Origin of the sequence: Archangium gephyra (genome assembly GCF_042230915.1) — a bacterium.
GTDB classification, from domain to species: domain Bacteria; phylum Myxococcota; class Myxococcia; order Myxococcales; family Myxococcaceae; genus Archangium; species Archangium gephyra_B.
In genome coordinates this window covers 4,112,600-4,135,875 of record NZ_CP102578.1, presented here as the reverse complement: position 1 = coordinate 4,135,875, position 23,276 = coordinate 4,112,600, and the positions used below count along the sequence as shown (strand labels likewise).

The following is a 23,276-nucleotide window of genomic DNA, read 5'->3' as shown; positions in this document are numbered from 1 at the left end:
AGCCAGAAATGGGGCGTGAATACACTCCCGGTGTATCCAGTCACACATGCACATGCGCCACTCCACACTCCCCCTCGCCGCGCTGCTGGGCGCGGCCCTGTCCTTCCTCCCGGGCTGCGAGAGCACGAAGTCGAGCAGCCCCTCCCCGTCTGATCCCCAGGCCCAGGAGCCCTCCGCCATGCAGGCCGCTGACGCCTGGAAGCGCGCCCGCGTGGGCGACCGCGTCACCTACTCCTTCTCGGGGACCCAGAGCTCCGAGCCCCGCGGCGGCGGCACCGCGCGCACCCTGGCAGGCCAAGTGACGCTGGAGGTGGTGGCCGTGCAGCAGCCCTGGGTCTGGGTGCGCGTGGCCTACACGGACGAGGCCGGCAAGCCCCTGGCCCACCCGAGGCTGGCGCAGGATCTGCTGCTGCCCGTGCGCGCGGACACCACGCGCCCGCTCGACGTGCCCCTCGCGGGCGAGAAGAGCGCCGAGAAGCCCTCCAGCGCGGGCCGCACGTGGGAGGCCACGCGCTACGTCAGCGACCAGCGCCCCGTGGACGGCCCCCTGAACGCGCGCGTGTACGCCAACGAGCCGGGCCCGCTCTATCTCACCCACGGCCTGCTCGAGGCGGACACCACGCTCTCCGGCTTCGGCGCCGCGGGCGGCTTCAAGCTGGCGCTGCGCGAGTTCCGCGAGGGCTCGGCCGGGGCCAACGCCCCCGTGCCCGCCCTGGAACGGCCCCTGGGCCCGGGCGCGTACTACGACCGGCGCGTGGACATGGGCCCCTCGCCCAGCGTGCAGCGGATGTGCTTCGCCGCCGAGCGAGGCTTCCTCCTGCGCACCGAGGGCCCCGTGGACACCAACGCCGCCCCCTGCTCCGACTTCTCCCAGGCCCAGCCGGAGCGCCTCGAGGAGCTGCTGATGGGGCTGCCCTGGGAGGCGCTGTCCTCCGGTGAGTGGCCTCCCGCCACCGCCGCGGCCGGCACCCGTGGCACCTTCACCGCGGAGGGCCGCGACGTGCCCGCCCTCACCGCGCAGAACACCGAGAACGTCGAGGGCACCCAGCGCGTCTTCTCGGAGACCTACGCGGCCGAGCCGTGGGCCCCGGCGCTCGCGGGCCTTCCCTATGAGGCGCGCTTCCAGCCGCTCGCCAGCAGCACCGAGCGCGTGGCTGCCGGTGGCAAGCGCGAGCCCGAGGGCGGCACGCGGCTCGTGCGGTGGGGCGTGTGGCTCGGGGGCCAGAAGTAACGCCCGCCCTCCGCGCCGTCAGCCTTCAGGCGGCCCCCGCCTCCGAAGCCGGCGTGGCTCCCGTGAATGCGGGAGCGCACCGGCCCGGAGGCGGCCTCACTTCAGCAGCGGAGCCAGCGCGGGCCAGACATGGTCGCGCAGCTTGGGTTGCACGGCGGCGATGGGGTGGATGTTGTCGGCCTGGAAGGCGGCCCGGTCCAGCGCGATGGGCTCCAGCAGGAACGGGAGCAGCGCCACCTGGTGCGCCTCGGCCACCGCGCGGTAGTTGGCCGAGAAGCCTTCCGTATAGGCCTTCCCCAGGTTGGGCGGCATGCGCATGCCCACCAGCAACACCCGGGCACCGGAGGCCTTGGCCGCGCTCACCATCTTCTCCAGGTTGGCCCGGGTCTGCTTGAGGGACAGGCCCCGCAGGCCGTCGTTGCCCCCCAGGGCGATGACCACCACCTCCGGCCGGTTGCGCGAGAGCTCTCCCGCGATTCGCGCGGCGCCCCCCGCGGTGGTTTCACCACTGACGCTGGCATTCACCACCCGCCATCCAGGCGTCTGCCGGGCCATGCGCTCGGCCGTCAGCGCCACCCAGCCCTCCTCCGGCGCGAGCCCGTAGGCGGCGGACAGCGAGTCCCCCATCACCAGCACCGTCCGTCCAGGCCCGGCCGCGGCGGCAGGCGCCCCCAGCAGGGACAGCCCCACGGCCAGTATCACCACCAGGTAGCCGAGCACACCGGCCGTCCGGGTGCGCTCCCTCATGTATTCTTGGCTCATCCGCTGCGACTCCTCCGGGCCGCCGTTACAAGCCTGCTCCGAGAGCAGACACTCCCCTGACGAAGAACCAATATGCCCCACCCCATCGCGATGCACACCCAAGTCCAGTCCGAGCCGCGGCGCCTGGCCCTCCAGGTGTCGGAACTGGGCAAGCGCGTGCCCCTTCCGTCCGGAGCCCTCACCATCCTCGAGGGGGTGGGCTTCTCCATCTCCCATGGCGACACCGTGGCCATCGTCGGCGCCTCCGGCTCGGGAAAGAGCACCCTGCTGTCGCTGATGGCCGGGCTGGACACGCCCAGCAGCGGGAGCGTGCTGCTGGACGGCGAGCCGCTGTCCGCCCTGGACGAGGACGGCCGTGCGCGCGTGCGCGGCGAGAAGGTGGGCTTCGTCTTCCAGAGCTTCCAGCTGCTGCCCTCGCTGACGGCGCTGGAGAACGTGATGCTGCCGCTCGAGCTGCGCGGAGACGCGGACGTGGAGACGCCCGCCCGGGCCATCCTCGGCAAGGTGGGGCTGGGGGAGCGGCTGGGCCACTACCCGCGCCAGCTGTCGGGCGGAGAGCAGCAGCGCGTCGCCCTGGCGCGCGCCTTCGTCACCCGGCCCGCGGTGCTCTTCGCCGACGAGCCCACCGGCAACCTCGACACCCATACCGGCCAGGCCATCGTCGAGCTGCTGTTCTCGCTCAACGCGGAGGCGGGAACCACCCTGGTGCTCGTCACCCATGACGAGCACCTCGCGGCGCGCTGCGGGCGGCGGCTGCGGCTCGACGGCGGCCGCCTGGTGGCCGACGAGGGACGGCCGTCATGAGGCTGCTCAAGATGGCCTGGCGCCAGCTGCGCCGTGACTTCGCCGCCGGAGAGCTGCGCATCCTCCTCGGCGCCCTGGTGCTCGCGGTGCTGGCCGTGACGGCCATTGGCTTCGTCACCGACCGCGCCGAACGCGCGCTCGCCCTCGAGGCCAACCGGCTGCTCGGCGGTGATGCGGTGGTGATCGGCGACACGCCCCTCGACAAGGCCCTGCGCGAGGCGGCGGGGGCACCCGGGTTGCTGAGCACCGAGACGCAGGAGCTGACCAGCATGGTCCGGGTCGGCGACGCGGACGATGAGCGGCTCAAGCTCGGAGAGCTCCGGGCACTTGGAGAGGGCTTTCCCCTGCGGGGCCGCTTCCGCATCGTGGAGACGGTGGACGGCCCCGAGCACGACGCCGCTGGCATCCCCGAGCGGGGCAGCGTGTGGATGAGCCGCGCGGGCGCGGATGCGCTGGACGCCAGGCTGGGGGACCTGATTGGCGTTGGCGAGTCGCGGCTGCGGCTCTCCGCGCTGGTGGTACAGGAGCCGGACGCGGCGATCGACTACTTCAACATCGCGCCCCGGGTATTCCTCCACCTCGCCGACCTGCCCGCGACGGGGCTGGTGCAGGAGGGCAGCCGGCTCCGCTACCGCCTGGTGGTCGCCGGAGAGCCGGACGCGGTGGAGCGCTTCGTGCGCACCGCACGCGAGGGGCTCGCACGAGGCCAGCGCCTGGAGACGGTGAAGGACGCGCGTCCGGAGATGCGCTCCGCGCTCGAGCGGGCCGACCGCTTCTTGAGCCTGGCGGCGTTGGTGTCGGTGGTGCTGGCGGCGGTGGCCGTGGCCATGGCCGCGCGCCGTCACAGCGAGCGGCACCTGTCGAGCACCGCGGTGATGCGGTGTCTGGGCGCGAGCCAGCGCACGCTGGTGGGCACCCACGGTGGCGAGCTGCTCCTCCTCGGGCTCATCGCGAGCTCCATCGGCGTCCTGCTCGCCTTCCTCATGCAGTGGCTGGTGGGCAGGTGGCTGTCCGAGGCGCTGAAGCTGGACATCCCGGCGGCCGGCTGGGTGCCGGCGGTGCAGGGGTATGGCGTGGGGCTGGTGGTGCTGATGACCTTCGGTGCACCCCCCATCCTCGCGCTGCGCCGGGTGCCCGCGCTGCGCGTGCTGCGGAGGGATCTCGACAGCACCGAGCCAAGCTCCTGGCTGGTGGGGCTCGCGGGCGTGGCGGGACTGGCCGGGCTGCTGTGGTGGAAGGCCGGCTCGGCGCAGCTGGCGACCGCGATGCTCCTCGGCATCCTCGCCACGCTGGGCGTGCTGGCCGGCCTGGCGTGGGGGCTCATCTCCGTCGTCCGGCGGCTGCGCTCGCGGCTGCGCGGGAGCCTGCGCTACGGGCTGGCCAATGTAAGCCGGCGCGCGGCCACCAGCGTCGCACAGGTGTCGGCGCTCGGCCTGGGGCTGATGGCGCTGCTGCTGCTCACCTTCGTGCGCACCGACCTGCTCGACCGCTGGCAGGTGGCGCTCGCCAAGGAGGCCCCCAACCGCTTCATCGTCAACGTGCAGGAGGATCAGCTGGAGCCGGTGCGTGCGTTCATGGCCGAGCAGGGGTTGCCCGCGCCGGACCTCTTCCCCATGGTGCGCGGCCGCCTGGTGGCGCTCAACGGTGAGCCGGTGAAGGCACCGCCCGCCGCGGCCACCGCCAGCACCGAGGAGGAGCGTCGCGGGCAGCGGCGGATGGATCGCGAGTACAACCTCTCCAGCGCGGACACGCTTCGCGAGGACAACCGCGTCACCGCGGGCACGTTCTGGGGCCAGCAGCGCCCGGAGAAGCCGGAGCTGTCGGTGGAGGAGGGCTTCGCCACCTCGATGCGCTGGAAGCTCGGTGACCGCGTGACCTTCGACATCGCGGGTCAGCGGCTCGAGGCCACCGTCACCAGCCTGCGCAAGGTGGAGTGGGAGAGCTTCCGGCCGAACTTCATCGTGCTCGTCTCCCCGGGCGCACTCGCGGGCTATGCGGCCAGCTACATCACCGCGATGCACGTGCCCCCCGAGCGCACGCGCTTCAGCGCGGAGCTGGTGGCCCGCTTCCCCAACCTCTCGGTGGTGGATGTGGACGCGCTGCTCAAGCAGGCGCGCAGCATCGCGGACCAGGTCTCCACGGTGGTGGAAGTGGTGTTCTACTTCTCGCTGCTCGCGGGCCTGTTGGTGCTGATGGCGGCGGTCAGCGCCAGTCAGGACGAACGGCTGCTGGAAGGTGGAGTCATGCGGGTGCTGGGTGGCAGCCGCCGACAGTTGCGGCTCGCGCAGGCCTCGGAGTTCGCGGCCATTGGCCTGCTGTCGGGCCTCACCGCGGCGTGCGCCGCCTCCGTGCTGGCCGGGGTCATCGCCACGCAAGTGTTCAACCTGCCGTGGCAGGCGGACTGGCGGCTGGTGGGAGTGGGGGCCGGGCTGGGGGTGCTGGCGGCGGTGAGCGCGGGCATGTTCGCCACCCGACGCGTGCTGGACGCACCTCCCTCGGTGACGCTGCGGGAGGTGCACGGCTGAGCCAGCACCACCGGTCACGGAATACCGCTACGTTGCCGGGATACCTCGAGATGGAGCTCCCGTGCATCCCGCCCGAATCCAGTTCCCCTGTCCCCACATTGGCCTGTGCGTCTCCGATGTCACTCGCTCGCGCCGGTTCTTCATCGAGCAGCTCGGCTTTCTGCCAGACAGTGTGATCGATCTGCCGGGCGCCGCATCGCAGAAGCTGCTGCGGCTGCCCACCCTGGAATCGCTCCACGGCGAGTACCTCTGGCGAGAGGGCTTCTGCCTGGAGCTCCTCTCCTATGAGGGCACCGGTTACACGCCGCACCCGCGAGCCCCCGCCAACGCGCTGGGGCTCGCGGGCCTGACGTTGGAGACGCGGGAGCTGCCCGAGGTGCTACGCCGCCTGCACGCCGCGGGCGCCGAGGTGCTCACCGACCGGGTGCTCCCAGGCGGTGGGGAGCCTCCCCGCGTCGCGTGCGTGCGCGATCCCGATGGCGAGCTGTTCCAGCTGGTCTCCACGGGCGCGAGCTCGTTCGGCGCGCGCCGGCGCGACTGGTGGCCGTCCATGCCGCACCTGATCCTGACGGTGAGCGACCTGGACCGTTCGGTGCGCTTCTACCGCGACGTGCTCGGCCTGCTCGTCGAGGGGGAAACCGAGGTAGCCGGTGGGCCGGCGGTAGGGCTGCTCGAGTTGCCCGAGGCGAGCTTCCGCCAGGCGGCGCTGTGGAAGGCGGGGCTGTGCCTGCTGTTGCGCGAGTACCGCTCTCCGAAGGCTCTGCCCAAGCGCGGCGGAGGCATGAACCAGCTGGGCTTCACGCACCTGTCCTTCAACGTCCATGACCTGCCAGGCACCCTGGACGCCGCCCGCCGCTTCGGTGTCGAGATGATGGATGACACGGCCATGGTGCTGGACCCCACCCAGCCGCCGGTCGCCGTCTTCCTTCGCGATCCGGATGGTCAGCTCATCGAGCTGCTCCCGCTTTGAGCCGCCCGGGGTGGTGACAGCTGTCTGGAGACTGGTGACAGCACTCACCACCCCCTGCTCCTCCCTCGCTCCCCCCTTCCACATAACCCCCTGAAACCACGGAGCCCTCCTGTCCGTGGAGGGCGACATGGGCATGGCATGTCGGGTGCACGAGGAGCTTCCCATGCCCCGCATCGCTTCCACCCTGCCCCGCTCCGCGACGCTCCCCACGCCCAAGACGTCCCAGCTCACGCCTCCGGCCCGCGCCAACACGCTGCCGTCCCCGGCGGCCTCCTCGACGGCCAGCAAGCCCGCCACGGCGAAGCCCGCCGCGAGCGCCCCGGCCGCCCCGGAGTCCAAGCCCGTGAAGCACCCGGGCGCGCCCGAGGGCGGCCCCTCCTACAGCCCCTGGGAGAAGACCACCGGCCAGGCCTTGGACGTGATGGTGAGCGGCGGCGACAACAAGCTCACGCCTCCCCCGGGCGCCAAGCAGAACATGCTCATCGACAGGCCGGGCAACCCCTTCCAGAAGGACGTCTTCGGGGGCACGGCGAGCGGCAACCTGGGCTCGATGCAGGCCTCCACCACGAGCCATCACGGCGGTGGCCTGCACCACTACTCGGCCCAGGCCGAGCTCAACGGGCCCCACGCCGCCTACGAGCTGCAGAAGGTCCACGCGGGCCGGCTGGGCGTGACCACCGGCCAGCTCACCGCCGAGGCCAATGCCCTCAAGGCGCAGGCGCAGGCGGGCATCTCGGCGGATACGAAGGGCCACGCGTACACGGCCGCGCTGACGGCCAAGGCGGAGACGGGCGTGGGCGTCGCGGCGAGCGCGAGCCATGACTTCAACCGGCACGTGGGCGCGTACCTCAAGGGCGAGGGCAAGGCCTCGGCCACCGCCTTCGCCGAGGGGGTCGCTTCCGTGGATCCGAAGACCGCCACGGCGCTGCTCTCGGGCCAGGTGGGCGCGGCCGCCACGGCCGGAGCGTATGGGACGGTGGGCGGGCACGTGGGCCGGCTGCACGGCTCGGCCACCGCGGGCGTGGTGGCGGGCGCGGCCGCCCAGGCCGGCGGGAAGATCGGCCTGGAGAACGGCTTCTTCAAGCAGTCCGCGGACGTCAACGCCGCGGCGGGCGTGGGCACCCACCTCAAGACCGACGTCGCGCTCGACCTGCGCCACCACATCAAGCCCGGCATCGCGGCGGGCCTGCGCCCCAGCCTCGCCACCGCCTCCGGCGTGGCCTCCTCCACGGGCGTGGTGGAGCCCGAGAAGTCGCGGGTCGAGAAGTTCTTCGCGAAGACCTTCGGAGGGTGATGGCACCGAGGACATACCGATCACCTGCGCGGTGCCGAAGCCCTGGCTCATCCCGGGAAGGTGTCAAAGGATTCGTTCCAATTCCTCGCCCCCACGAGTCGTCTGACACCTACAGTCGCCCTCACCCTCAACAGGGCCATCACCCTCCTATACGCGACCATCACCGCAACAGGGCTGCTGGCCGGTCTATGCCGCACTACTTCTTGGGAGCGGCGAACTGCCTGACGCTCGCGATGTAGCTGTTCGGTTTCCAGCCCTGCATCCAGCGATCAAGCACAAAGCTGTCGGCCGCACCAAGGGCGATCCCCGCAGCCGTTCCAACTGGCCCAGCTACCACCGTACCGACGGCGGCGCCGATGCCGCTCACAAGAACAAACTTCGCAATCTTCGCCTTCAGCGTCTCAAGGCCACCTAGGGAGGAGACGTCGCGAGTGAACTCCTGCAGCAGCTTCCCGTCGGGCGCCTTGTTGGCGGCCCACTCCTTGAATCGCCTCGACTCCTTCAAGAGCGCAAGTAGCTCCTTGGGGCTCCGCTCACCGGAGTTGATCGCCTCCCGGACCGCGCGAGCATTCTCAAGAACCACCTCATGGAACAGCTCAATGTCGCTTTTGGCCGGGACGACCTTCGCCGCGAGCGACTGCAGCTTGCGCCTGAGCAGCTTTTCCCCGAGAGAGGTCGTGATCAGCTCACCGCCGTGCGTGGCCGAAGCCAGAGCGTCGGCGTTCAGGTCGTTCACGTGGGACAGGATGTGGGCGACCGTGACCTCGGTCATGCGCGCGCTTCCGGCCATACGGTGAAGCCGACTGATCTCCGCAAGATCGAGGTTCGTGTCGATGGTGAACTTGTCTCCCGGCGCCCGCTCCGCCTCAAAGTGGAAGCCGTCCGGCAGCACGTAACCCGGTGCTAGGTCGGCAACGATCTCTGCAACCAACCCGCGCAGTTCTGCTTGGTCTGCGTAGTCGGCATGTGTCGCACGCAGCGCGCGAGGGTCGGCGGGCGATTGTGCGATCTTAGCCGTAATGGACCGGGCAAGCCCCTTCCGAGGCTTCCGGTAGAACTGCTCCACCCCTTCGGCCACTACCCGATCAAGGTCGAACTTGGCGCGGACTGTCCCCTCGATCGGTTGGTAGAGCACTTGCCCATAGGCTGTTCTCTCGGAGGAGGTCGCACGAAACCGCGGGCTGTAGTCAATCCGCAGGTGTCCCTCTTCGAGGAACTCAAGAACCAGGTCGGGCGGCACTGCGGACAGCAGTTCCTTCAGCGAGCCTACTTCCGCCATAAACAGCACGTCGCGGTAATAGAGCATCGCCTCGGCCAAGCGACCGAAATCGAGGGTGACCTCGCCACCTTCCACGTTGGACCTGCGAACGATGATCCGGTCAAGCACTGGCATCCCTCGGGTTGGCGATCCCCCGAAATAGATATCAGAACCGGCCTGGAGCAAAGCGCCTATCAGCAGAGGGCGGACAAGCGCCTTTTCGGAGCGACGCATTTGAGAATAGGACGGATGACGGATGGGAGCCCGAGACGGTATCACGGACGCTCAGACCAGGACGGTGCCTCCATGCACGACGATCACCAGCCCGGTACCGAAGCCCCGGCTCATCAGGTACACGTAGGTCTGCGGCGCCGGGCCCATCGAGGCCACGGCGCCGGCGCCCTCCCCCGCTACGGGTGGAAGTAGATGTTGTCGAGGAACATCGTGCCGCCGTTGGGCGCGACCAGGACCATCTGGGCCAGGTGGTGCATGTTCGCCAGGCCCCCCTCGAAGTCGCTGGCCAGCGTCAGCTCATAGGACAGCCAGGCCCCGGTGGCGAGCGCTGGCGTCGAGGCGGCCGTGAGGGTGGCGGTGCCCTCGGTGTCGTCGCCGCCACCAAAGGCGCCGTCGGCCCCGAAGTCGACCAGCTTCACCTGGAAGTTGGTCGCGTTGTCCGGCGTCCACAGGTCCAGGTGCAGCTTGGTGAGCCCCCGTCCCGCCGCGTCGATCTGGTTGGCACCGGCGGTGCCGTAGAACTCGACGCCGATGTAGGGCGCCGAGTTGGTGAAGACGTACTTGCGCGGGGCGGCGCTGCCCGAGCCGGTGTCGATGGCGAACGGCTCCCCACCGGACCCGGCGCTCCAGCCCGTGCGCCACGTGTCGACCTTGGCGCTCTGGTCGGCGGCCGTGCCCGTGTAGCCGCCCGTCACGGAGCTGTAGAGCGAGTACACGGACTCCCCGGCCGCATGGGAGGGCGCGGGAGGCAGCGTGGACGGCTGGCCCAGCACGCCAGTGACGGTGACGGCGTAGGAACCGCTGGCCGCCACGCCACCCAGCGTGGCGGAGAGGGTCACCGGGCCGCCCGCCGCCACCCCGGTGATGACGCCGCTGCCGTTGACCGAGGCAACCGACGCGTCGGACGAGGTGAAGTCGAAGAAGGTGTTGGCCACCGGTTTCACGGTGACCGGGCTCCCCGGGTCGCCCGCGACGGTGAAGACGGCCTGGTTCTGGACCGGGTCGATGCTGTAGGTGCCGGCCGTCGCAACCGACACCGGGGTGGTGTTGCCGTTGCCGATGGAGGCCGTGCCCGCGCCGAGGACGCCGGTGCCGAGGTGCTCGTAGATGACGTCGGCGAGGTAGAGGGTGTAGCCGTCGGGTGCGTCGGCGACGTGGAAGAGGCCGCCCACGTTCTTGTACCTGGCCGGGCTGGGGATGGGGATGGTGAACTTCTGCCAGCCCGTGGTGAGCGCGAGCGCGGCCCGCTCGCTGCCAAAGCCGGTACCCGAGGTGGCGCCCGCGTCGTTGCCGATGCCCGTCACGTTGAGCGTCTCGGCCTTGCTCGCCTTCGCCCAGAAGGTCAGCGCGTTGTAGGCGGAGAGGTCACGGGGCGCCGAGGTGACCCAGGCGCCGCCGGAGTACGTACCGGTGCTGGTGACCTGGAAGTGGATGACCTTGCGGCCGTTGAAGGTCTCGGTGGCATCGACGGTGACGTTGTTGGCGGCACCGCCGAAGTCCGCGAAGGTCACGTCCGTGCCGTTGCCGTCGTAGAAGACGATCTGGTTCGCGTCGGGCCGGGTCGACATCGCGGTGACCGACACCTCCAGCGTCGCGGTCTTCCCCGCCACCGAAGCGGTGAGGGTCGCGCTCCCCACCGAAACGCCGGTGACGACGCCCGAGGTGCTCACGGTGGCGATGCCCTGCGCGCTGGAGCTGAAGGTCACGTCCGCGGTCAGCGGCCGGTTGGAGCCGTCGCTGTAGGTGCCCGTCACGGTGAGTTGGAGCGTGCTCCCCTGGGCCACGGAGGCCGGGCTCGGGCCGAGCGCGATGGACGAGAGCGTCGGCGCCGACGAAGCATTGACCGTCACGCTGGTGGAAGCGCTCTTGCCGGAGACCGTGGCGGTGATCCGGGCCGTCCCTGCGGCGACGGCGGTCACCAAGCCACCCGGGCTGCTCACCCTGGCGGTGGCGGGGGTGTCGGAGTCGAAGGCCGCGTTCGCCGTGAGGCTCTTTGTCGAACCATCGCTGTAAGTCCCGGTGACGGTGAGCTGCTGGGTGGCTCCAGCGGAGAGGGAGATGGTGGCCGGGGTCACACTCACCCCCGTCAGCGTGGCGGCGGACTGCTCAGCCGGGTCGCACGCCGTTTGGACCAGGAAAGTCAGCAGCAACAGCGAGGACACAACCAGGCGATTCCGTGGAGTCATCACGCAATTCACGCTCCGGCAAGGATGGGTGCGGCGGAAGCTGCTGCGACGGAGCGGGCTCCTTGAACGGTGCTCCCTACGCCCCTCGAGCAACTTCGTTCGTTACCCGAACAAAGTAACAACCAAAAAATCGGGCTGTCAAACAAGTGCTTCGTCCTTGCCGCACGCGCGCCCTCGCCGCGCCGGGCCGGTGGAGAGATGGAAGTTATTTGAGCCCCCTGCGCCATGGTGCGCGTACCATCCCGCCACATGAGCCAATCCCCTCACCCTCTCCCGGGCATCGCATCAGCGCTCGTCCTGTCCCTCGCGGTCGTCGGCACCGTGCTCCTGCCGGGGTGCGGCGTCTTCGATCAGGGCGCCTGCGTCTACGGCTCGAACCTGTACTTCTGCTCGGAGGACAGCGAGGACGAGTGCCGCGACTTCTGGTGCGAGGACTGGGAGTACTGCGGCTACTTCGCGGGCGACACGTGCGAGGACGCCGGCTTTCCGGACGACATGTCCTCCCGGGACACCTACTCGGAGCCGAGGACGCCCGAGTGGAGCTGGGGAACGCCTTCGGGCGGAACGGGCTCGTCGGGCGGCGGCTCCGGCGCGTGCGCCTACTACTCGTCGAACCTGAACCGCGTGCTGTGCGAGCAGCGCTCGGGGGCCTCCAGCTGTTCGGGCAAGTGGATGGGCAGCGGCACCACCTGTTCCGGCCTCAATTGCTCGAGCAGCACCGATCCCAACAGCTGCACCGTCCCGGGTGGAAGCTCGGGCGGCTCCGGCACGTGCACGCCCACCTACCAGGGGCCCACCGGCGATGCGCAGGTCTACACGCAGTGCGCTTCCGTGTGGAACTACCGATGCCAGCAGAAGAACGACTACGCCGCGGACCAGAACTGCCTCGTCTACGATTCGCTCGAGGCGACGGTGTCGTGCCCGTACTGTCCATGAGCTGAGCCGCCGCGCCGGCGTAGCGTAGCCGGAGCCGGTGTTCGAGGATACGATGTCCACGGCGGCTTCGATTCCCGCCGCCTCCACGCGTCAGGGCCCCAGCTTCTGGAGAACCTGAAGCCGTTTGTCTTTCCGCCCCTCAGGTGTCGTCGTGGCTGGCGTCCCTGAGGTGGTTCACGTCCCCCCAGGTCACCAGCCGGAAGGCCCCCTCGTGGTAGTCGAACTGGCTCCAACTGGCGTTGAGCACGGAGAAGGTGCGCGGCGTGCCGGGCGGAATCCCCAGGCAGTGCCGGAACAGGCTGCTGAGCACACCCCCGTGAGTGACCACCACGATGCGCGCTCCCACGTGGCGAACTCCGAGCTCCTTCAGGCACTCGACCATATGGCGGAGCCGCTGTGACGCGCTCTCGCCCCCGGGAATGACGAAGTCCGGCCCGCCCGCCGCGTACTCCGCGAACACCTCGGGGTGGCGCTGGCTCGCCTCGTCCCGCGTGAGCCCTTCCAGGAGTCCCAGGCCGCGCTCGCGCAGGCGCCTGTCCTCGAGGACGGAGTGACCCGTGCGCGCGGCGATGCGGCGCGCCGTCTCCTGGGCCCGCCCCAGGTCACTGCAGTAGAGCGCATGGAAGGAGACGGACGCGAGGCGCGCGGCGAGCGCATCCGCCTGGCGCAGGCCCTTCGCGCTCAGCGCGCTGTCCTGGTGCCCCTGCAGGCGCCCCAGGCCGTTCCACTCCGTCTCGCCATGACGGAGCAGGATGAATTCGGTCTTCATAGGGGTCAGATTGGCTGAGCGCGGAGCCGGAGTGGAGGAGAAAGCTGTTCTTCCTACGCGTCTCGGTAGGTCTTTCCCGCACCGCGACACTGGCTCACGGGGGGTCCAGAATGAAGGGACCTCCCATCCGCTCGTTGTCGACCACTGGCTGCCTGTCGAGCAGGTGGACGAGCGGGAATGATGGAGGGAAAGAGACGCAATGAATCAGGTGACGAAGTCCCCCCCACCCATCCCTCCCAACGCCTCGCTGCTCACCCGCCTCCGGATCGCCCTCAACGCCCTCCGGATCCTCAAGGACGATCCCGCGAACCCCGACTACGCCCGGGCGCTTCACATCAGCCTTGATGACAGCACGTACGCGCGGCTAGGCCGCAAGTTGCGTGAGAGCCCGGACTGTCACCAGCTCCTCGACGAGCGGCCGACCGTTCCTGGCGACATCGACTTCGAGACGCTCGCGCGCATGCCCGCGGGCACCCTCGGTCACGAGTTCGCCCATTACTACCGCGCCAACGGCATCCAGCCGTTCACCTACGAGTACCCGGTGGAGAGCGACGGCGACTACCTCTACAAGCACTACCGCGAGACCCACGACATCCACCACTTGATCACGCGCTACGGAATCGACCCGACGGGTGAGCTCGAGTTGCAGGCGTTCTACTTCGGCAATCTCGGCCTGCGCCACGCGGCCTTGATCGCGCTGCTGTCGTTCACCTACGTGCTCACTCAGCGGGGGCTCGACTTCAGGGCCCTGCGGGAGCACTTCCGCCGGCTGCGTGCGGCCTACCACCGTGGCAAACACTCGCACAACCTTCTGAGCGTGGACTACGGCGAACTCTGGACGATGCCTGTGTCGGAGCTCGCGGAGCGGCTCTGCCAGCCCGCGCAGAGCTCGCCCGCCTGACAGCCCGCGCCTCACACCTCGAGCAGCATGAAGCGCTGGTCGGGGTGCATCTTCGTCATGAGCGGCATCGCCACGTTGTAGACGGGGATGCCGCTCTTCGTCTTTCCAGCGTGCGCGCCATGGTGCGCGTGCCCGTGGAAGACGGCCTCCGCTCCGTAGTGGTCCACCGGCATCGCCAGGCGGCTCGTCCCGAGGAAGGGACGGATCTCGATGTTCTCTCCCTCCAGCGTCTCTGGCACCGGGGCGTAGTGCATGATGACCACCTTCTTCTCCGTATCCAGGTGGCTGAGCGCCGCTTCCAGCTTCAGCGACTCGTGCACCGCCTCCTGCACGAAGGACTTCGTCTGCCCCTCGCCGAAGGCCTGCAGCGTCGCATTGCCGAAGCCGCCGCCGAAGCCCTTCACCCCGGCCACTCCCAGCACCTTCTCGAAGATGAAGTGGTCCCCATCGAGGATGTGCACCCCTACCCTCGACAACTCGCCGCAGATCTCCTTGGCCTGGTTGTGCTCGTAGTCGTGGTTGCCGAGCACCGCCGCCACCGGCACCCGGAGCGCCGACAGCTCCTCGGCGAGCACCTTGCCCTCCTCCACCATCCCCCGGTCCGTCAAATCGCCACACAGGAGCAGCACGTCCGCTTCCGCGTTGACCTGCTTGACGAGATGGCGGAAGCGTCCGTGTTGATCCTCGCGGCAGTGCAGGTCACCGACCGCCGCCAAGCGTATTTTCGAGTTCGCGTCCCGCGCCACGTGCCTCCCCCTTCTCTCGGTCTCGCTCGTCCCAGGACCGGCCATCGCCGTAGCCCCAGTGATGGATGTCCACCGCGTAGTTGACCCGCGAGATGAGATTCCCGCGGCACAGCCGCTCGTCCCAGTTGCCTTCCTTGAGCGTGTCCAACGTGCGCGACATCAGCTCCGTCATCAGCCACGTCGGCACCATGTCCCGCTCGCACGGGTAGGCGAAGCGGAACATCATCAGGTGGCTGAGCAGCACCTCCCAGTACCGGTCGAAGCGCCGCAGCAGCCGCTCCCAGTCCATGCTCCGCCCCATCTTCAGGATGAGGTGGTTGATGTCCGCCCCGTCGTAGCGCTCGCGCTCGTTGACGAAGGCCTTGGACCAGATGGTCTCCTCGGCCGGCGCGATGAGGCATTGGTGCCCGAAGACGGAGGCCGTCCGGGCATGGACGAACCACTCATCGTCCACCGTGGCCACCCCGTTGCCCGAGGAGAAGATGAAGTCCACGAAGTACTCGCCCTTGTAGGCCTTGTAGATCCACACCTCGTCGGCGCGCTCGGTGCGCCAGCCGTCCTGCTCCAGCACCACCAGCGCCCGTTCCGCGTCCCGTTTACGCGGGAAGAGATCCAGATCCTTGGTGTCGCGGTAGATGCCCGTATAGGTGGAGTAGGCGTAGGCGCCGCCGACGAGGAACGGCACACCGGCGTCCAGCAACACCTGGATGGCTCGGCCACGGGCGTTGATCTCGTCCGCTGTCCGGCACCGCTCGGCGAGCGAGGCGTCGATTCCCATCTCCCCGGGGTGATTCGGGTGTCGCTTTTCCATGGGGCAAACCTAGGAACGGGTCCTTTTTCTCGTCGGAGCCCCCGTCCGGTATGCCTGGAGAGCGGGCAAGGAGCCTCCAACCTCTTGGAATCCCTGGGGTTTCCACCTTCCGAAAATCGCCTTTTCTGTTTTTGGACCCCTGCTGTGTCCCTACGGGCAGATGACCCGCACCGGCCCCGGAGGCCGGGCGACACCCGAGAGGACTGACACATGACGCTGCGCAAGAGCCTGCTGATCTCCGCCCTGCTGCTCGCTGGCTGTGGCCGGATGGACCGTGAGGAGGAGTTCCGCTCCGTGCTGCCCACCAAGGAGATGGTGGAGGTGAAGACGCCGGAGAAGAGCGGCCAGGCGCTCACGTCCGCGGAGGCCGTCCAGGGGCAGGGCCAGGGCGACCTGAGCGAGCTCTACAAGCTGACCCGGGGCACCACCTTGTTCGTCAACGGCGGCACGCTGCTGGTGCTGGGGCTGGTGGACGCGGTGACGGAGCACCGGCCCACCACCCTCACCGAGGACACCGCGGTGTGGGGCCCGCACACCGAGCCGCTCGCGCGCAACACCTGGAAGCTCACCGTGAAGAAGACGGGCGAGAACACCTACAGCTACACGGTGTCGGCCAAGGCGAAGGAGGCGCAGGACTCGGCCTTCGTGGACGTCATCACCGGCACGCACACCGCCGCGGTGGACGCCGCCGGCGAGCCGATGAAGGGCTTCGGCGAGGGTGAGTTCACGCTCGACTGGGACAAGGCGGCGACGCTGCCCGAGCACGACACCAACGTGGGCCGCTTCACCGTGAAGTACTCGCGCGAGGACGAGAAGAGCGCCGCCACGGTGGACGCGGCCTTCCGCCAGGTGCGCGACGAGAACGACGCCAGCAAGCGCGTGGACGCGGACTACCGCTACGCCGCCACCCCCACCCAGGGCGGCCAGTTCGACTTCAAGCTCGTCCAGGACTGGTTCAAGAAGGAGGGCTCGGCCGCGAAGGAGACCCTCACCATCAAGAGCCGCTGGCTGGAGTCGGGCGCTGGCCGCTCGGACGTCGAGCTGACGGGCGGAGACCTGGGCGCCGAGTCCGCCACCGCCAACGAGTGCTGGGACACCGCCTTCGCCAGCCGCTACCTGTATGCCAGCTACACCGTGCCCCGGCTGCAGTACGGCATCGAGGCGAGCGACTGCGCCTTCGCCACGGCCAGCTACTCCTCGTTGTGAGCCCTGGCGGTGAGCCCTCGTTGTAAGCTCGGGGCCCTCCACCCCGCGGCGAGATGAGGCAGTTCGTGGCAGGAACGATCCAACCGGCCCTGAGGGCCATCGACGGCGGTCCCAAGGACCGGCGCGCGTTCCTGCGCGAGCTGTACACGGCCTATGGCGGCAGCGTGTACGGACGCTGCCGCTACCTGTTGAAGGACGCCAGCAAGGCCGAGGACGCGATGCAGGAGGTGTTCGCCCGCGCCCTCACCCACTCGGAGACGTTGCGCGCCGAGTCCTCGCCCCTGGCGTGGTTGATGAAGATCGCCACCCACCACTGCCTCAACCAGCTGCGCGCGGAGCGGGCGCCGTGGCGGCGCTGGTTCGAGCGGGACGAGCTGGCCCGGCCCGAGGGTGATGACGGGGCGGGGAAGCTGGAGACGCGGGAGCTGGTGCGCTCGCTGCTGGCGCGGGTGGACGTGGAGACGCAGGCGGCGGTGGTGCACTACTGGGTGGACGGGATGACGCTGGAAGAGGTGGCGGTGATGCTGGGGCGCTCGGTGCCCACGGTGCGCAAGCGGCTGGAGCAGTTCGCCGCCCTGTCGAACGAGGAGCTGAAGGTCCCATGAGCGCGCACCTGTCGGAGTGGACGTTGCGGCGGCTGCACGCCGGAGAGCTCCCCGGCAAGGAGTCCGAGCAGGCCCGGGACCATGTGTCCGGGTGCGCGCAGTGCCAGGAGATTTGGAAGGGCCTCGAGGCGAACCAGGCCCGCTTCGAGGCGGAGGTGCCCTTCGAGCGTCTCTCGGCCGGAGTGGAGCGTGCCCTGAACAAGCCCAAGACGCGGCCCTCGCGCCCCCTGCTCAATGGTGTCCTGGTGGCGGTGGCGGCCTCGGTGCTGCTGGTGGTGATGGTGCGGCCGATGCTCTCCAACCCCCCCACCAACCGGCTCAAGGGCGGGGCCTCGGCGGAGCTGCGCGTTGGCGGAGGCGGGCCCCAGCGGGGCGTGCTGCCGGGGGACACCGAGGAGCTGGAGCCGGGCGAGAAGGTGCGGCTGGCGTACGTGTCCGGGCCCTACCGCTACGTGCTGGCGGTGTCGGTGGACGACGCGGGCGAGGTGTCGGAGCTGTATGCCCAGGAGGGCATGAGCCTCCCCGTGGAGGCGGGCCCCGGCAGACACTGGCTGCCCGACAGCGTGGCGTTCACCGGCTCGGGCAACGAGCGCGTGGTGATGGTGCTCTCCGACCGGCCCCTGAGCGTGGAGGCGGTGCGAGTGTCGGCGCGGCGGGCCTGGGAGGCGGCCGGGGGCAAGGTGGAGGCCATGACGACGCTGGAGTCGGGCGGCGAGGAGACCCACTGGCTGCTGCGCAAGCCATGAGACGCCTGTCCGGACAGGGCCTGGTGCTCGTGCTGGCACTGGTGCTGACGGCCACGGCGCAGGCCCAGCCGCTGCGGCGCTTCGCGCTGGTGGCGGGCAACGACGAGGGCGGCGCGGACACCCGGCCGCTGCGCTTCGCCCGGGACGACGCGCGCAAGATGCACGGCCTGCTGACGCGGCTGGGTGGGGTGGAATACGGCGACGCGCGGCTGCTGCTGGACGAGGACAGCGGGGACTTCCTCCGGGCGCTGGCCGAGCTGGAGTCGGGTGCACGTGCGGCGCGGGCCCGGGGCGAGCGCACCGCGCTCATCGTCTACTACTCGGGCCATGCGAAGGACGGCGCGCTGCGGCTGGGAGACAGCGCGTTGGACCTGGAGTCGCTCAAGCGCCGGCTGCTGGCGGCGCCCGCGGACATCCGCATCGCCATCCTGGACTCGTGCCGCTCCGGAGCGCTCACGCGGACGAAGGGGGCCCGGCGCGCGCCCGCCTTCGCCATCGACGCGGGCGCCACGCGCGAGGCCCGGGGGCTCGTCATCCTCACCTCCAGCTCGGCGGACGAGGACTCGCAGGAGTCGGACCTGCTGGGGGGCAGTTACTTCTCGCACCACCTGGGCAGCGGGCTGATCGGCGAGGCGGACCGCTCGGGCGACGGGCAGGTGACGCTTTTCGAGGCGTACTCGCATGCCTATGCGCGCACCGTGGCGGACACCGCCGACAGCAGCGCCGGGGCCCAGCACCCCACCTTCAGCTACGACCTGGCCGGCAATGGCGATCTGGTGCTGACGGACCTGCGGGGAAGCAACGAGGGGCTGCTGGTGCCTCGCACCGCGCCCGCCGGGGCCTACTACTTCGTGAACCCGGCCGGACTGGTGGTGGCGGAGTTGGACAAGGCCGTGGACGCCGAGCGGCGGCTGGCCCTGGCCCCGGGCCGGTACACGGTGAAGCGGCGGCTGGCGGACCGGCTGCGCGTCGGCGAGGCCGAGGTCCAGCGCGGGCGCACCACGGTGCTCGACGAGTCCCGGCTGCGCGATGCGCCCTTCTCGGATGATCCGGTGAAGGGCGTGGCACCCCGGGAGCGCGGGCTGCGCACGTACTGGACGCTGGGACTCACCGGCGGCTACCACTCCTTCTTCGATGCGCCCACCCGCGAGAACCTCTTCCTCTCCACGCCGCTGCTCGGCCTGGAGGTGGGGCTGCACCATTACTTCCGCGAGAACTGGCGTTGGGACATCGACCTGGCGCTCGGCGGGCGGCAGACCACCCTGGAGCTGCCGACGCTCTCGGGGCCGCGCTACCGCTACTCGCTGCTGACGGTGGGCACCTCGCTCGTGGCCGAGTGGCCCCTGGGCCGCGTGTCCCCCTTCGTCGGGCCCCGGCTCGCCTACCTCGTCATGGGCCGCGACTTCGAGGACGCGAGCCTCCCGGACCAGTTCTACGCCGTGCTCACCCCGGGCCTGGTGGGCGGCGTGCGCTGGCGGATGTCGGACCGCTTCGAGCTCACCGGGCGCGCCCGCGTCCACTACCTCCTCTACAACGTCGACGCACAGCGCTCCCTGGGCTACTGGGAGCTCGGCGCGCTCGTGACGTACCGCCTCTGACAGGGAGCGCGTGATGCGCAACTGCTGGCTCCTGCTGCTGGGCTGCCTCGCCACCGCGTGTGGCGGGAACTTCTCCAACGACGACCTCGAGTTCCTCAACGCCCTGCCCTCCCGCGAGGACCTGGCCTCCAAGCTGCCCGCCTCCAGCGGCGCGGTGAGCGAGGGTGCACTGCGCCAGCGCTCGGATGCCCTGGCCGTGGGCGAGCCGTCTCAACTCTACCGGGACACGCGCGAGGCCTCGGACGCGTTCAACACCGGGCTGGACGGGTTGCTCACCCTGCTGGAGGAGCTCCGCCAGCTGCCACCGACGACGCGCGCGCCAGAGGTGCGCGTGTGGGGACCCTGGGCGGACCCGAAGCACCCCGGCCACGAGGTGCGCTTCGCGATCAAGCGCGAGCCCGACAGCTTCACCTACCTGCTCCAGTACCGGCCCCGGGGCTCCGGCGAGGACGGGTGGTGGTCGGCCATCGAGGGCACCTTCCAGCCGGACGGTGGGCTGCGCAAGGGAACGGGCGCGGTGAGGATCCTCATCCAGCAGACGAAGGCCCACGGCTTCGACGCCGGGAAGCTCGCGGGCCTGGACCTGTTGGAGATCGTCTACCAGACGCGCGCGCTCCCCATCACCGTGCGGATGCGCTTCGTGCTGGCCTCGCCCCCACCCGCGCCCGAGCTCCTCTACGCCTACCGCGAGCTTCCCGGCGGCCTGGGCGAGATGGGCTTCCTGCTGGAGGACACCGACCTCCTCCCCGGCACGCAGAAGGAGGACCTGGCCATCATCAGCCGGTGGACGAAGGACCAGGGGGGCGTGGGCGTCATCTCGGTGACGGGCGGAGACGTGCCCGCGGGCTTCACCGCGACGCAGGTGGAGTGCTGGGATGCCAGCTTCCGCATCACCTATATGAAGCGCAGCTGGGAGACGGCCGTGGTGGGCAATGCCTCGGAGTGCCCGGACGTGTCCGGGCTGGAGGAGTGAGGCACGGCCCGGCCGGAGGCTACATGGCTTCCAGTTCCTTGCCCTTAGTCTCCCGGATGTAGAGGAGCACGAAGAGGAGCGAGGCCGCGGCGGCGGCGGTGTAGAGCCCGTAGGCAATCCCCAGGCCCGCCGTGCGCAAGGCGGGGAACGTGGAGGAGACGATGAAGTTGGCCACCCACTGCGCCGAGCCCGCGAGTGCCAGTGCCCGGCCGCGGATGCGGTTGTTGAACATCTCCCCGAGCAGCACCCAGACCACGGGCCCCCAGGACATGCCGAAGCAGAAGACGTAGAGGTTGGCGGCCACCAGGGCGATGGGGCCCGCCGTCCCTTCCAGGACGGGCTTGCCCGCGGCATCCATCCCGGCCGTGCCGAACACGTACGCCATCGTGCCGAGCGTCAGCGCCATGCCCACCGAGCCCACGATGAGCAGCGGCTTGCGCCCGAAGCGGTCCACCGTGGCGATGGCGATGAAGGTGGTGACGATGTTGGTGACGCTGGTGATGACGGTGATGGCCAGCGAGCTCCGCTCCGAGAACCCGACCGCCTGCCAGAGGACGCTCGAGTAGTAGAAGATGACGTTGATCCCCACGAACTGCTGGAAGACCGACAGGCCGATGCCCACCCAGACGATGGGGAGCAGCCCGAAGCGCCCCCGGAGGTCCGTGAACCGGGCGGTGTGCTCGCCCGAGAGGCTCTGGCGGATCTCCTCCACCTTCGCCTCCGCGCGTTGCCCGATGATGGAGCGGAGCACTTCCCGCGCCTTGTCATCGCGATGCTTCGCGACCAGGTAGCGGGGGGACTCGGGAATCATGAGGGCGCCGATGCCATAGAGAATCGCGGGGGGAAGCTCGGACAGGAGCATCCACCGCCACGCCGGCATCCCGAGCCAGAGGGGATTCAGGGCGGAGCCACCCGCCGCGGAGGCGATGCCGTAATCCACGAGCAGCGCGGCGAAGATGCCGGTCACGATGGCCAACTGCTGGAGCGAACCGAGCCGGCCGCGCAGGTGGGCCGGAGCGATCTCCGCGATATAGGCGGGGGCGATGACGCTGGCGATGCCCACCGCGATGCCGCCCACCAGGCGCCACACGCTGAAATCCACGAGTCCGAAGGCCACGCCGGAGCCCACGGTGCCGATGGAGAAGAGCACCGAGGCCACCACCATCGTGCGGGTGCGGCCGAAGCGATCGGCCAGCTGCCCCCCCATGAAGGCCCCCGCGGCCGAGCCGAGGAGGGCCGAGGACACCGAGATGCCGATGGCCGCGTCACTCGCCTGGAAGGTGGACTCCAAGGCGCCGACGGCACCATTGATGACCGCCGTGTCGAAGCCGAACAGGAAGCCACCCACGGCGGCCACCGAGGCAATCATCACGACCTTGAGCGATGAGCCTTCCACGGCCACCGCTTCGTCGCGCACATCGGCCATTCAGACCTCCCGGAGCGTGCCCGCGAACATCCGCATTCCGGACCATCCGTCATCCCTCCCTCTGGGGCGGATGTTGGCCGGTGGAAACGCGACGCGGTGCGTTGGCGCTCAGGGCGTCACGGCGGCGGCGAACCGGCGCTTGCCTTCGCGAATCGTGAGAATGACGGCGGGCTTCACCGGGTTGCGATCCGCGTCGAGGGTGAGGGTGCCGGTGGCACCGGGATGGTTCTTCGTGCTCGCGAGCGCATCTCGGATGTCCGGGCCCGAGAGTGACTTCGCCCGCTCGATGGCCGCGAGCGCCACCTTCGCCGCGTCGTAGCCCAGCGCGGAGGCGGCCTCGGGAGAGCGGCCGTAGCGCTCGCGGAACGAGGTGATGAAGCGCTGGAGCTCGGGGGCGGGGTTGTCCTCGGCGTAGTGCGACGAGTAGTAGGCGCCCTCCAGCGCGCCGCCCGCGAGCTCGAAGATGCGATCGGACTCCCAGCCATCCCCGCCCAGCAGCGGCTGCGTCAGGCCCAGCTCGCGCGCCTGGCGGGCGATGACCCCCACCTCGCTGTAGAAGCCCGGCAGGTAGAGCGCCTGGGGCTTCGCCTTCTTCACGGCCAGCAGTGGCGCGCGGTAGTCCGAGTCCCCCTTGGAGTAGCTCTCCACCGCCACCACCTTCCCGCCCAGCTTCTGGAAGGCCTCGGTGAAGGCCTCGCTCAGGCCGAGCGACGAGGCGTTCTTGCTGTCATGCAGCACCGCCACGCGCTCGAGCTTCAGGTTCTCCCGGGCGAAGCGCGCCATGGCGCCCCCCTGGAAGGGATCGATGAAGCAGGTGCGGAAGACGAAGTCGCCCTTCTTCGTCACATCCGGGTGGGTGGACGAGGGCGTCACCATGGGCACCTGGGCCGCCTGCACCGCGTCGGCGATGGCCAGCGAGCCGGACGAGGTCACATCTCCGAGGATGAGCACCACGCGGTCCTGGGTGAGGAGACGCTTGGCCGCGGCCACCGACTCCTCGAGCTTGCCCTGGGTGTCATAGGAGCGGAGCTCCACCTGGCGGCCGCGCACTCCGCCCGCGGCGTTCACCTGCTCGACGGCGAACTGGATGCCATCGCGCACCACCGTGCCGAACGAGGCCTCCGAGCCCGTGAGACTCCCCAGCATACCGATGACGATCGGCCCCTCCTGCGTGGGGGCTCGCTGCTCCGAGGAGGCGGCCACGGGAGCGGGGGCCGAAGGTGGCGGGGACTTCCGCTCGCAGGCGAGGGAACACAGAGCGACGGCGATCAGCGGCAGGACGCGGTGCATGGGGG

Annotated in this window: 20 protein-coding genes; 12 read left to right on the top strand and 8 right to left on the bottom strand. The window is 69.9% G+C overall.

Going from position 1 to position 23,276, the window contains the following annotated elements; translation table 11 throughout:
• Window positions 1–46: 46 nt before the first annotated feature.
• Window positions 47–1,231 carry a DUF6068 family protein gene (locus NR798_RS16730; RefSeq protein WP_375772474.1) on the top strand — a complete coding sequence of 395 codons (1,185 nt, stop codon included), beginning with the start codon at window positions 47–49 and terminating at the stop codon, window positions 1,229–1,231.
• A 96-nt stretch (window positions 1,232–1,327) separates the two neighbouring features.
• Here NR798_RS16730 and NR798_RS16725 read toward each other — a convergent pair whose 3' ends face one another.
• Window positions 1,328–1,993 carry an arylesterase gene (locus NR798_RS16725; RefSeq protein ID WP_375772473.1) on the bottom strand — a complete coding sequence of 222 codons (666 nt, stop codon included), beginning with the start codon at window positions 1,991–1,993 and terminating at the stop codon, window positions 1,328–1,330.
• 72 nt (window positions 1,994–2,065) lie between these two features.
• On the opposite strand from NR798_RS16725, the gene NR798_RS16720 reads away from it, so the two are divergent.
• From NR798_RS16720 to NR798_RS16705, 4 genes are all read left to right on the top strand, one after another.
• On the top strand, window positions 2,066–2,797 hold the full coding sequence (locus NR798_RS16720; RefSeq protein WP_375772472.1) for an ABC transporter ATP-binding protein: 732 nt from the start codon (window positions 2,066–2,068) through the stop codon (window positions 2,795–2,797).
• Window positions 2,794–5,322, top strand: a complete 2,529-nt coding sequence (locus tag NR798_RS16715) for an ABC transporter permease (RefSeq protein ID WP_375772471.1) — start codon at window positions 2,794–2,796, stop codon at window positions 5,320–5,322. Before NR798_RS16720 ends, NR798_RS16715 begins: the two co-directional genes overlap by 4 nt.
• Before the next feature lie 61 nt (window positions 5,323–5,383).
• Window positions 5,384–6,292, top strand: a complete 909-nt coding sequence (locus tag NR798_RS16710) for a VOC family protein (protein ID WP_375772470.1) — start codon at window positions 5,384–5,386, stop codon at window positions 6,290–6,292.
• 163 nt (window positions 6,293–6,455) lie between these two features.
• Window positions 6,456–7,586, top strand: a complete 1,131-nt coding sequence (locus NR798_RS16705; RefSeq protein ID WP_375772469.1) for a hypothetical protein — start codon at window positions 6,456–6,458, stop codon at window positions 7,584–7,586.
• A 196-nt stretch (window positions 7,587–7,782) separates the two neighbouring features.
• On the opposite strand, the gene NR798_RS16700 is transcribed toward NR798_RS16705, so the two are convergent.
• The gene (locus NR798_RS16700) at window positions 7,783–8,979 is read right to left on the bottom strand and encodes a hypothetical protein (protein ID WP_375772468.1); all 1,197 of its coding nucleotides are present in this window, start codon (window positions 8,977–8,979) and stop codon (window positions 7,783–7,785) included.
• Window positions 8,980–9,254: 275 nt separating this feature from the next.
• On the bottom strand, window positions 9,255–11,264 hold the full coding sequence (locus NR798_RS16695) for an Ig-like domain-containing protein (RefSeq protein ID WP_375772467.1): 2,010 nt from the start codon (window positions 11,262–11,264) through the stop codon (window positions 9,255–9,257).
• 249 nt (window positions 11,265–11,513) lie between these two features.
• Here NR798_RS16695 and NR798_RS16690 point away from each other — a divergent pair, with 249 nt between their 5' ends.
• Window positions 11,514–12,200: a hypothetical protein gene (locus NR798_RS16690; protein WP_375772466.1), complete on the top strand. Its 687-nt coding sequence runs from the start codon at window positions 11,514–11,516 to the stop codon at window positions 12,198–12,200.
• 139 nt (window positions 12,201–12,339) lie between these two features.
• Here the strand turns inward: NR798_RS16690 and NR798_RS16685 are convergent, their stop codons facing one another.
• Window positions 12,340–12,969: a histidine phosphatase family protein gene (locus tag NR798_RS16685; RefSeq protein WP_375772465.1), complete on the bottom strand. Its 630-nt coding sequence runs from the start codon at window positions 12,967–12,969 to the stop codon at window positions 12,340–12,342.
• A 199-nt stretch (window positions 12,970–13,168) separates the two neighbouring features.
• Here NR798_RS16685 and NR798_RS16680 point away from each other — a divergent pair, with 199 nt between their 5' ends.
• On the top strand, window positions 13,169–13,870 hold the full coding sequence (locus NR798_RS16680) for a Coq4 family protein (RefSeq protein WP_375772464.1): 702 nt from the start codon (window positions 13,169–13,171) through the stop codon (window positions 13,868–13,870).
• Between the two features lie 11 nt (window positions 13,871–13,881).
• Here NR798_RS16680 and NR798_RS16675 read toward each other — a convergent pair whose 3' ends face one another.
• Window positions 13,882–14,586, bottom strand: coding sequence for a metallophosphoesterase (locus tag NR798_RS16675; RefSeq protein WP_375772463.1), 705 nt, complete (start codon window positions 14,584–14,586; stop codon window positions 13,882–13,884).
• Entirely contained in the window at window positions 14,570–15,427 is an 858-nt protein-coding gene (locus NR798_RS16670; RefSeq protein ID WP_375772462.1) for a hypothetical protein, read from the bottom strand. The genes NR798_RS16675 and NR798_RS16670 overlap by 17 nt, the downstream gene beginning before the upstream one ends.
• A gap of 210 nt (window positions 15,428–15,637) precedes the next feature.
• Here NR798_RS16670 and NR798_RS16665 point away from each other — a divergent pair, with 210 nt between their 5' ends.
• From NR798_RS16665 to NR798_RS16645, 5 genes are all read left to right on the top strand, one after another.
• Window positions 15,638–16,633 carry a hypothetical protein gene (locus NR798_RS16665; protein WP_375772461.1) on the top strand — a complete coding sequence of 332 codons (996 nt, stop codon included), beginning with the start codon at window positions 15,638–15,640 and terminating at the stop codon, window positions 16,631–16,633.
• 65 nt (window positions 16,634–16,698) lie between these two features.
• Window positions 16,699–17,238: an RNA polymerase sigma factor gene (locus tag NR798_RS16660; RefSeq protein ID WP_375772460.1), complete on the top strand. Its 540-nt coding sequence runs from the start codon at window positions 16,699–16,701 to the stop codon at window positions 17,236–17,238.
• Window positions 17,235–17,984 carry an ACP synthase gene (locus tag NR798_RS16655; RefSeq protein ID WP_375772459.1) on the top strand — a complete coding sequence of 250 codons (750 nt, stop codon included), beginning with the start codon at window positions 17,235–17,237 and terminating at the stop codon, window positions 17,982–17,984. Before NR798_RS16660 ends, NR798_RS16655 begins: the two co-directional genes overlap by 4 nt.
• Window positions 17,981–19,582: a caspase domain-containing protein gene (locus tag NR798_RS16650; protein WP_375772458.1), complete on the top strand. Its 1,602-nt coding sequence runs from the start codon at window positions 17,981–17,983 to the stop codon at window positions 19,580–19,582. Before NR798_RS16655 ends, NR798_RS16650 begins: the two co-directional genes overlap by 4 nt.
• Window positions 19,583–19,595: 13 nt before the next feature.
• The gene (locus NR798_RS16645) at window positions 19,596–20,555 is read left to right on the top strand and encodes a hypothetical protein (protein ID WP_375772457.1); all 960 of its coding nucleotides are present in this window, start codon (window positions 19,596–19,598) and stop codon (window positions 20,553–20,555) included.
• Window positions 20,556–20,574: 19 nt separating this feature from the next.
• Here NR798_RS16645 and NR798_RS16640 read toward each other — a convergent pair whose 3' ends face one another.
• Window positions 20,575–21,981, bottom strand: a complete 1,407-nt coding sequence (locus NR798_RS16640; RefSeq protein ID WP_375772456.1) for a sugar porter family MFS transporter — start codon at window positions 21,979–21,981, stop codon at window positions 20,575–20,577.
• 108 nt (window positions 21,982–22,089) lie between these two features.
• A complete protein-coding gene (locus tag NR798_RS16635) occupies window positions 22,090–23,271 on the bottom strand; it encodes an ABC transporter substrate-binding protein (RefSeq protein ID WP_375772455.1) in 1,182 nt (393 codons plus the stop codon).
• Between the last annotated feature and the right edge of the window lie 5 nt (window positions 23,272–23,276).

Bases quoted from the DNA above. Each gene is read 5' to 3' on its own strand.
- NR798_RS16730 (WP_375772474.1), top strand. From the start codon at position 47: ATGCACATGCGCCACTCCACACTCCCCCTCGCCGCGCTGCTGGGCGCG.
- NR798_RS16725 (WP_375772473.1), bottom strand. From the start codon at position 1,993: ATGAGCCAAGAATACATGAGGGAGCGCACCCGGACGGCCGGTGTGCTC.
- NR798_RS16720 (WP_375772472.1), top strand. From the start codon at position 2,066: ATGCCCCACCCCATCGCGATGCACACCCAAGTCCAGTCCGAGCCGCGG.
- NR798_RS16715 (WP_375772471.1), top strand. From the start codon at position 2,794: ATGAGGCTGCTCAAGATGGCCTGGCGCCAGCTGCGCCGTGACTTCGCC.
- NR798_RS16705 (WP_375772469.1), top strand. From the start codon at position 6,456: ATGCCCCGCATCGCTTCCACCCTGCCCCGCTCCGCGACGCTCCCCACG.
- NR798_RS16700 (WP_375772468.1), bottom strand. From the start codon at position 8,979: ATGCCAGTGCTTGACCGGATCATCGTTCGCAGGTCCAACGTGGAAGGT.
- NR798_RS16695 (WP_375772467.1), bottom strand. From the start codon at position 11,264: ATGACTCCACGGAATCGCCTGGTTGTGTCCTCGCTGTTGCTGCTGACT.
- NR798_RS16690 (WP_375772466.1), top strand. From the start codon at position 11,514: ATGAGCCAATCCCCTCACCCTCTCCCGGGCATCGCATCAGCGCTCGTC.
- NR798_RS16685 (WP_375772465.1), bottom strand. From the start codon at position 12,969: ATGAAGACCGAATTCATCCTGCTCCGTCATGGCGAGACGGAGTGGAAC.
- NR798_RS16680 (WP_375772464.1), top strand. From the start codon at position 13,169: ATGAATCAGGTGACGAAGTCCCCCCCACCCATCCCTCCCAACGCCTCG.
- NR798_RS16670 (WP_375772462.1), bottom strand. From the start codon at position 15,427: ATGGAAAAGCGACACCCGAATCACCCCGGGGAGATGGGAATCGACGCC.
- NR798_RS16665 (WP_375772461.1), top strand. From the start codon at position 15,638: ATGACGCTGCGCAAGAGCCTGCTGATCTCCGCCCTGCTGCTCGCTGGC.
- NR798_RS16655 (WP_375772459.1), top strand. From the start codon at position 17,235: ATGAGCGCGCACCTGTCGGAGTGGACGTTGCGGCGGCTGCACGCCGGA.
- NR798_RS16650 (WP_375772458.1), top strand. From the start codon at position 17,981: ATGAGACGCCTGTCCGGACAGGGCCTGGTGCTCGTGCTGGCACTGGTG.
- NR798_RS16645 (WP_375772457.1), top strand. From the start codon at position 19,596: ATGCGCAACTGCTGGCTCCTGCTGCTGGGCTGCCTCGCCACCGCGTGT.
- NR798_RS16640 (WP_375772456.1), bottom strand. From the start codon at position 21,981: ATGGCCGATGTGCGCGACGAAGCGGTGGCCGTGGAAGGCTCATCGCTC.
- NR798_RS16635 (WP_375772455.1), bottom strand. From the start codon at position 23,271: ATGCACCGCGTCCTGCCGCTGATCGCCGTCGCTCTGTGTTCCCTCGCC.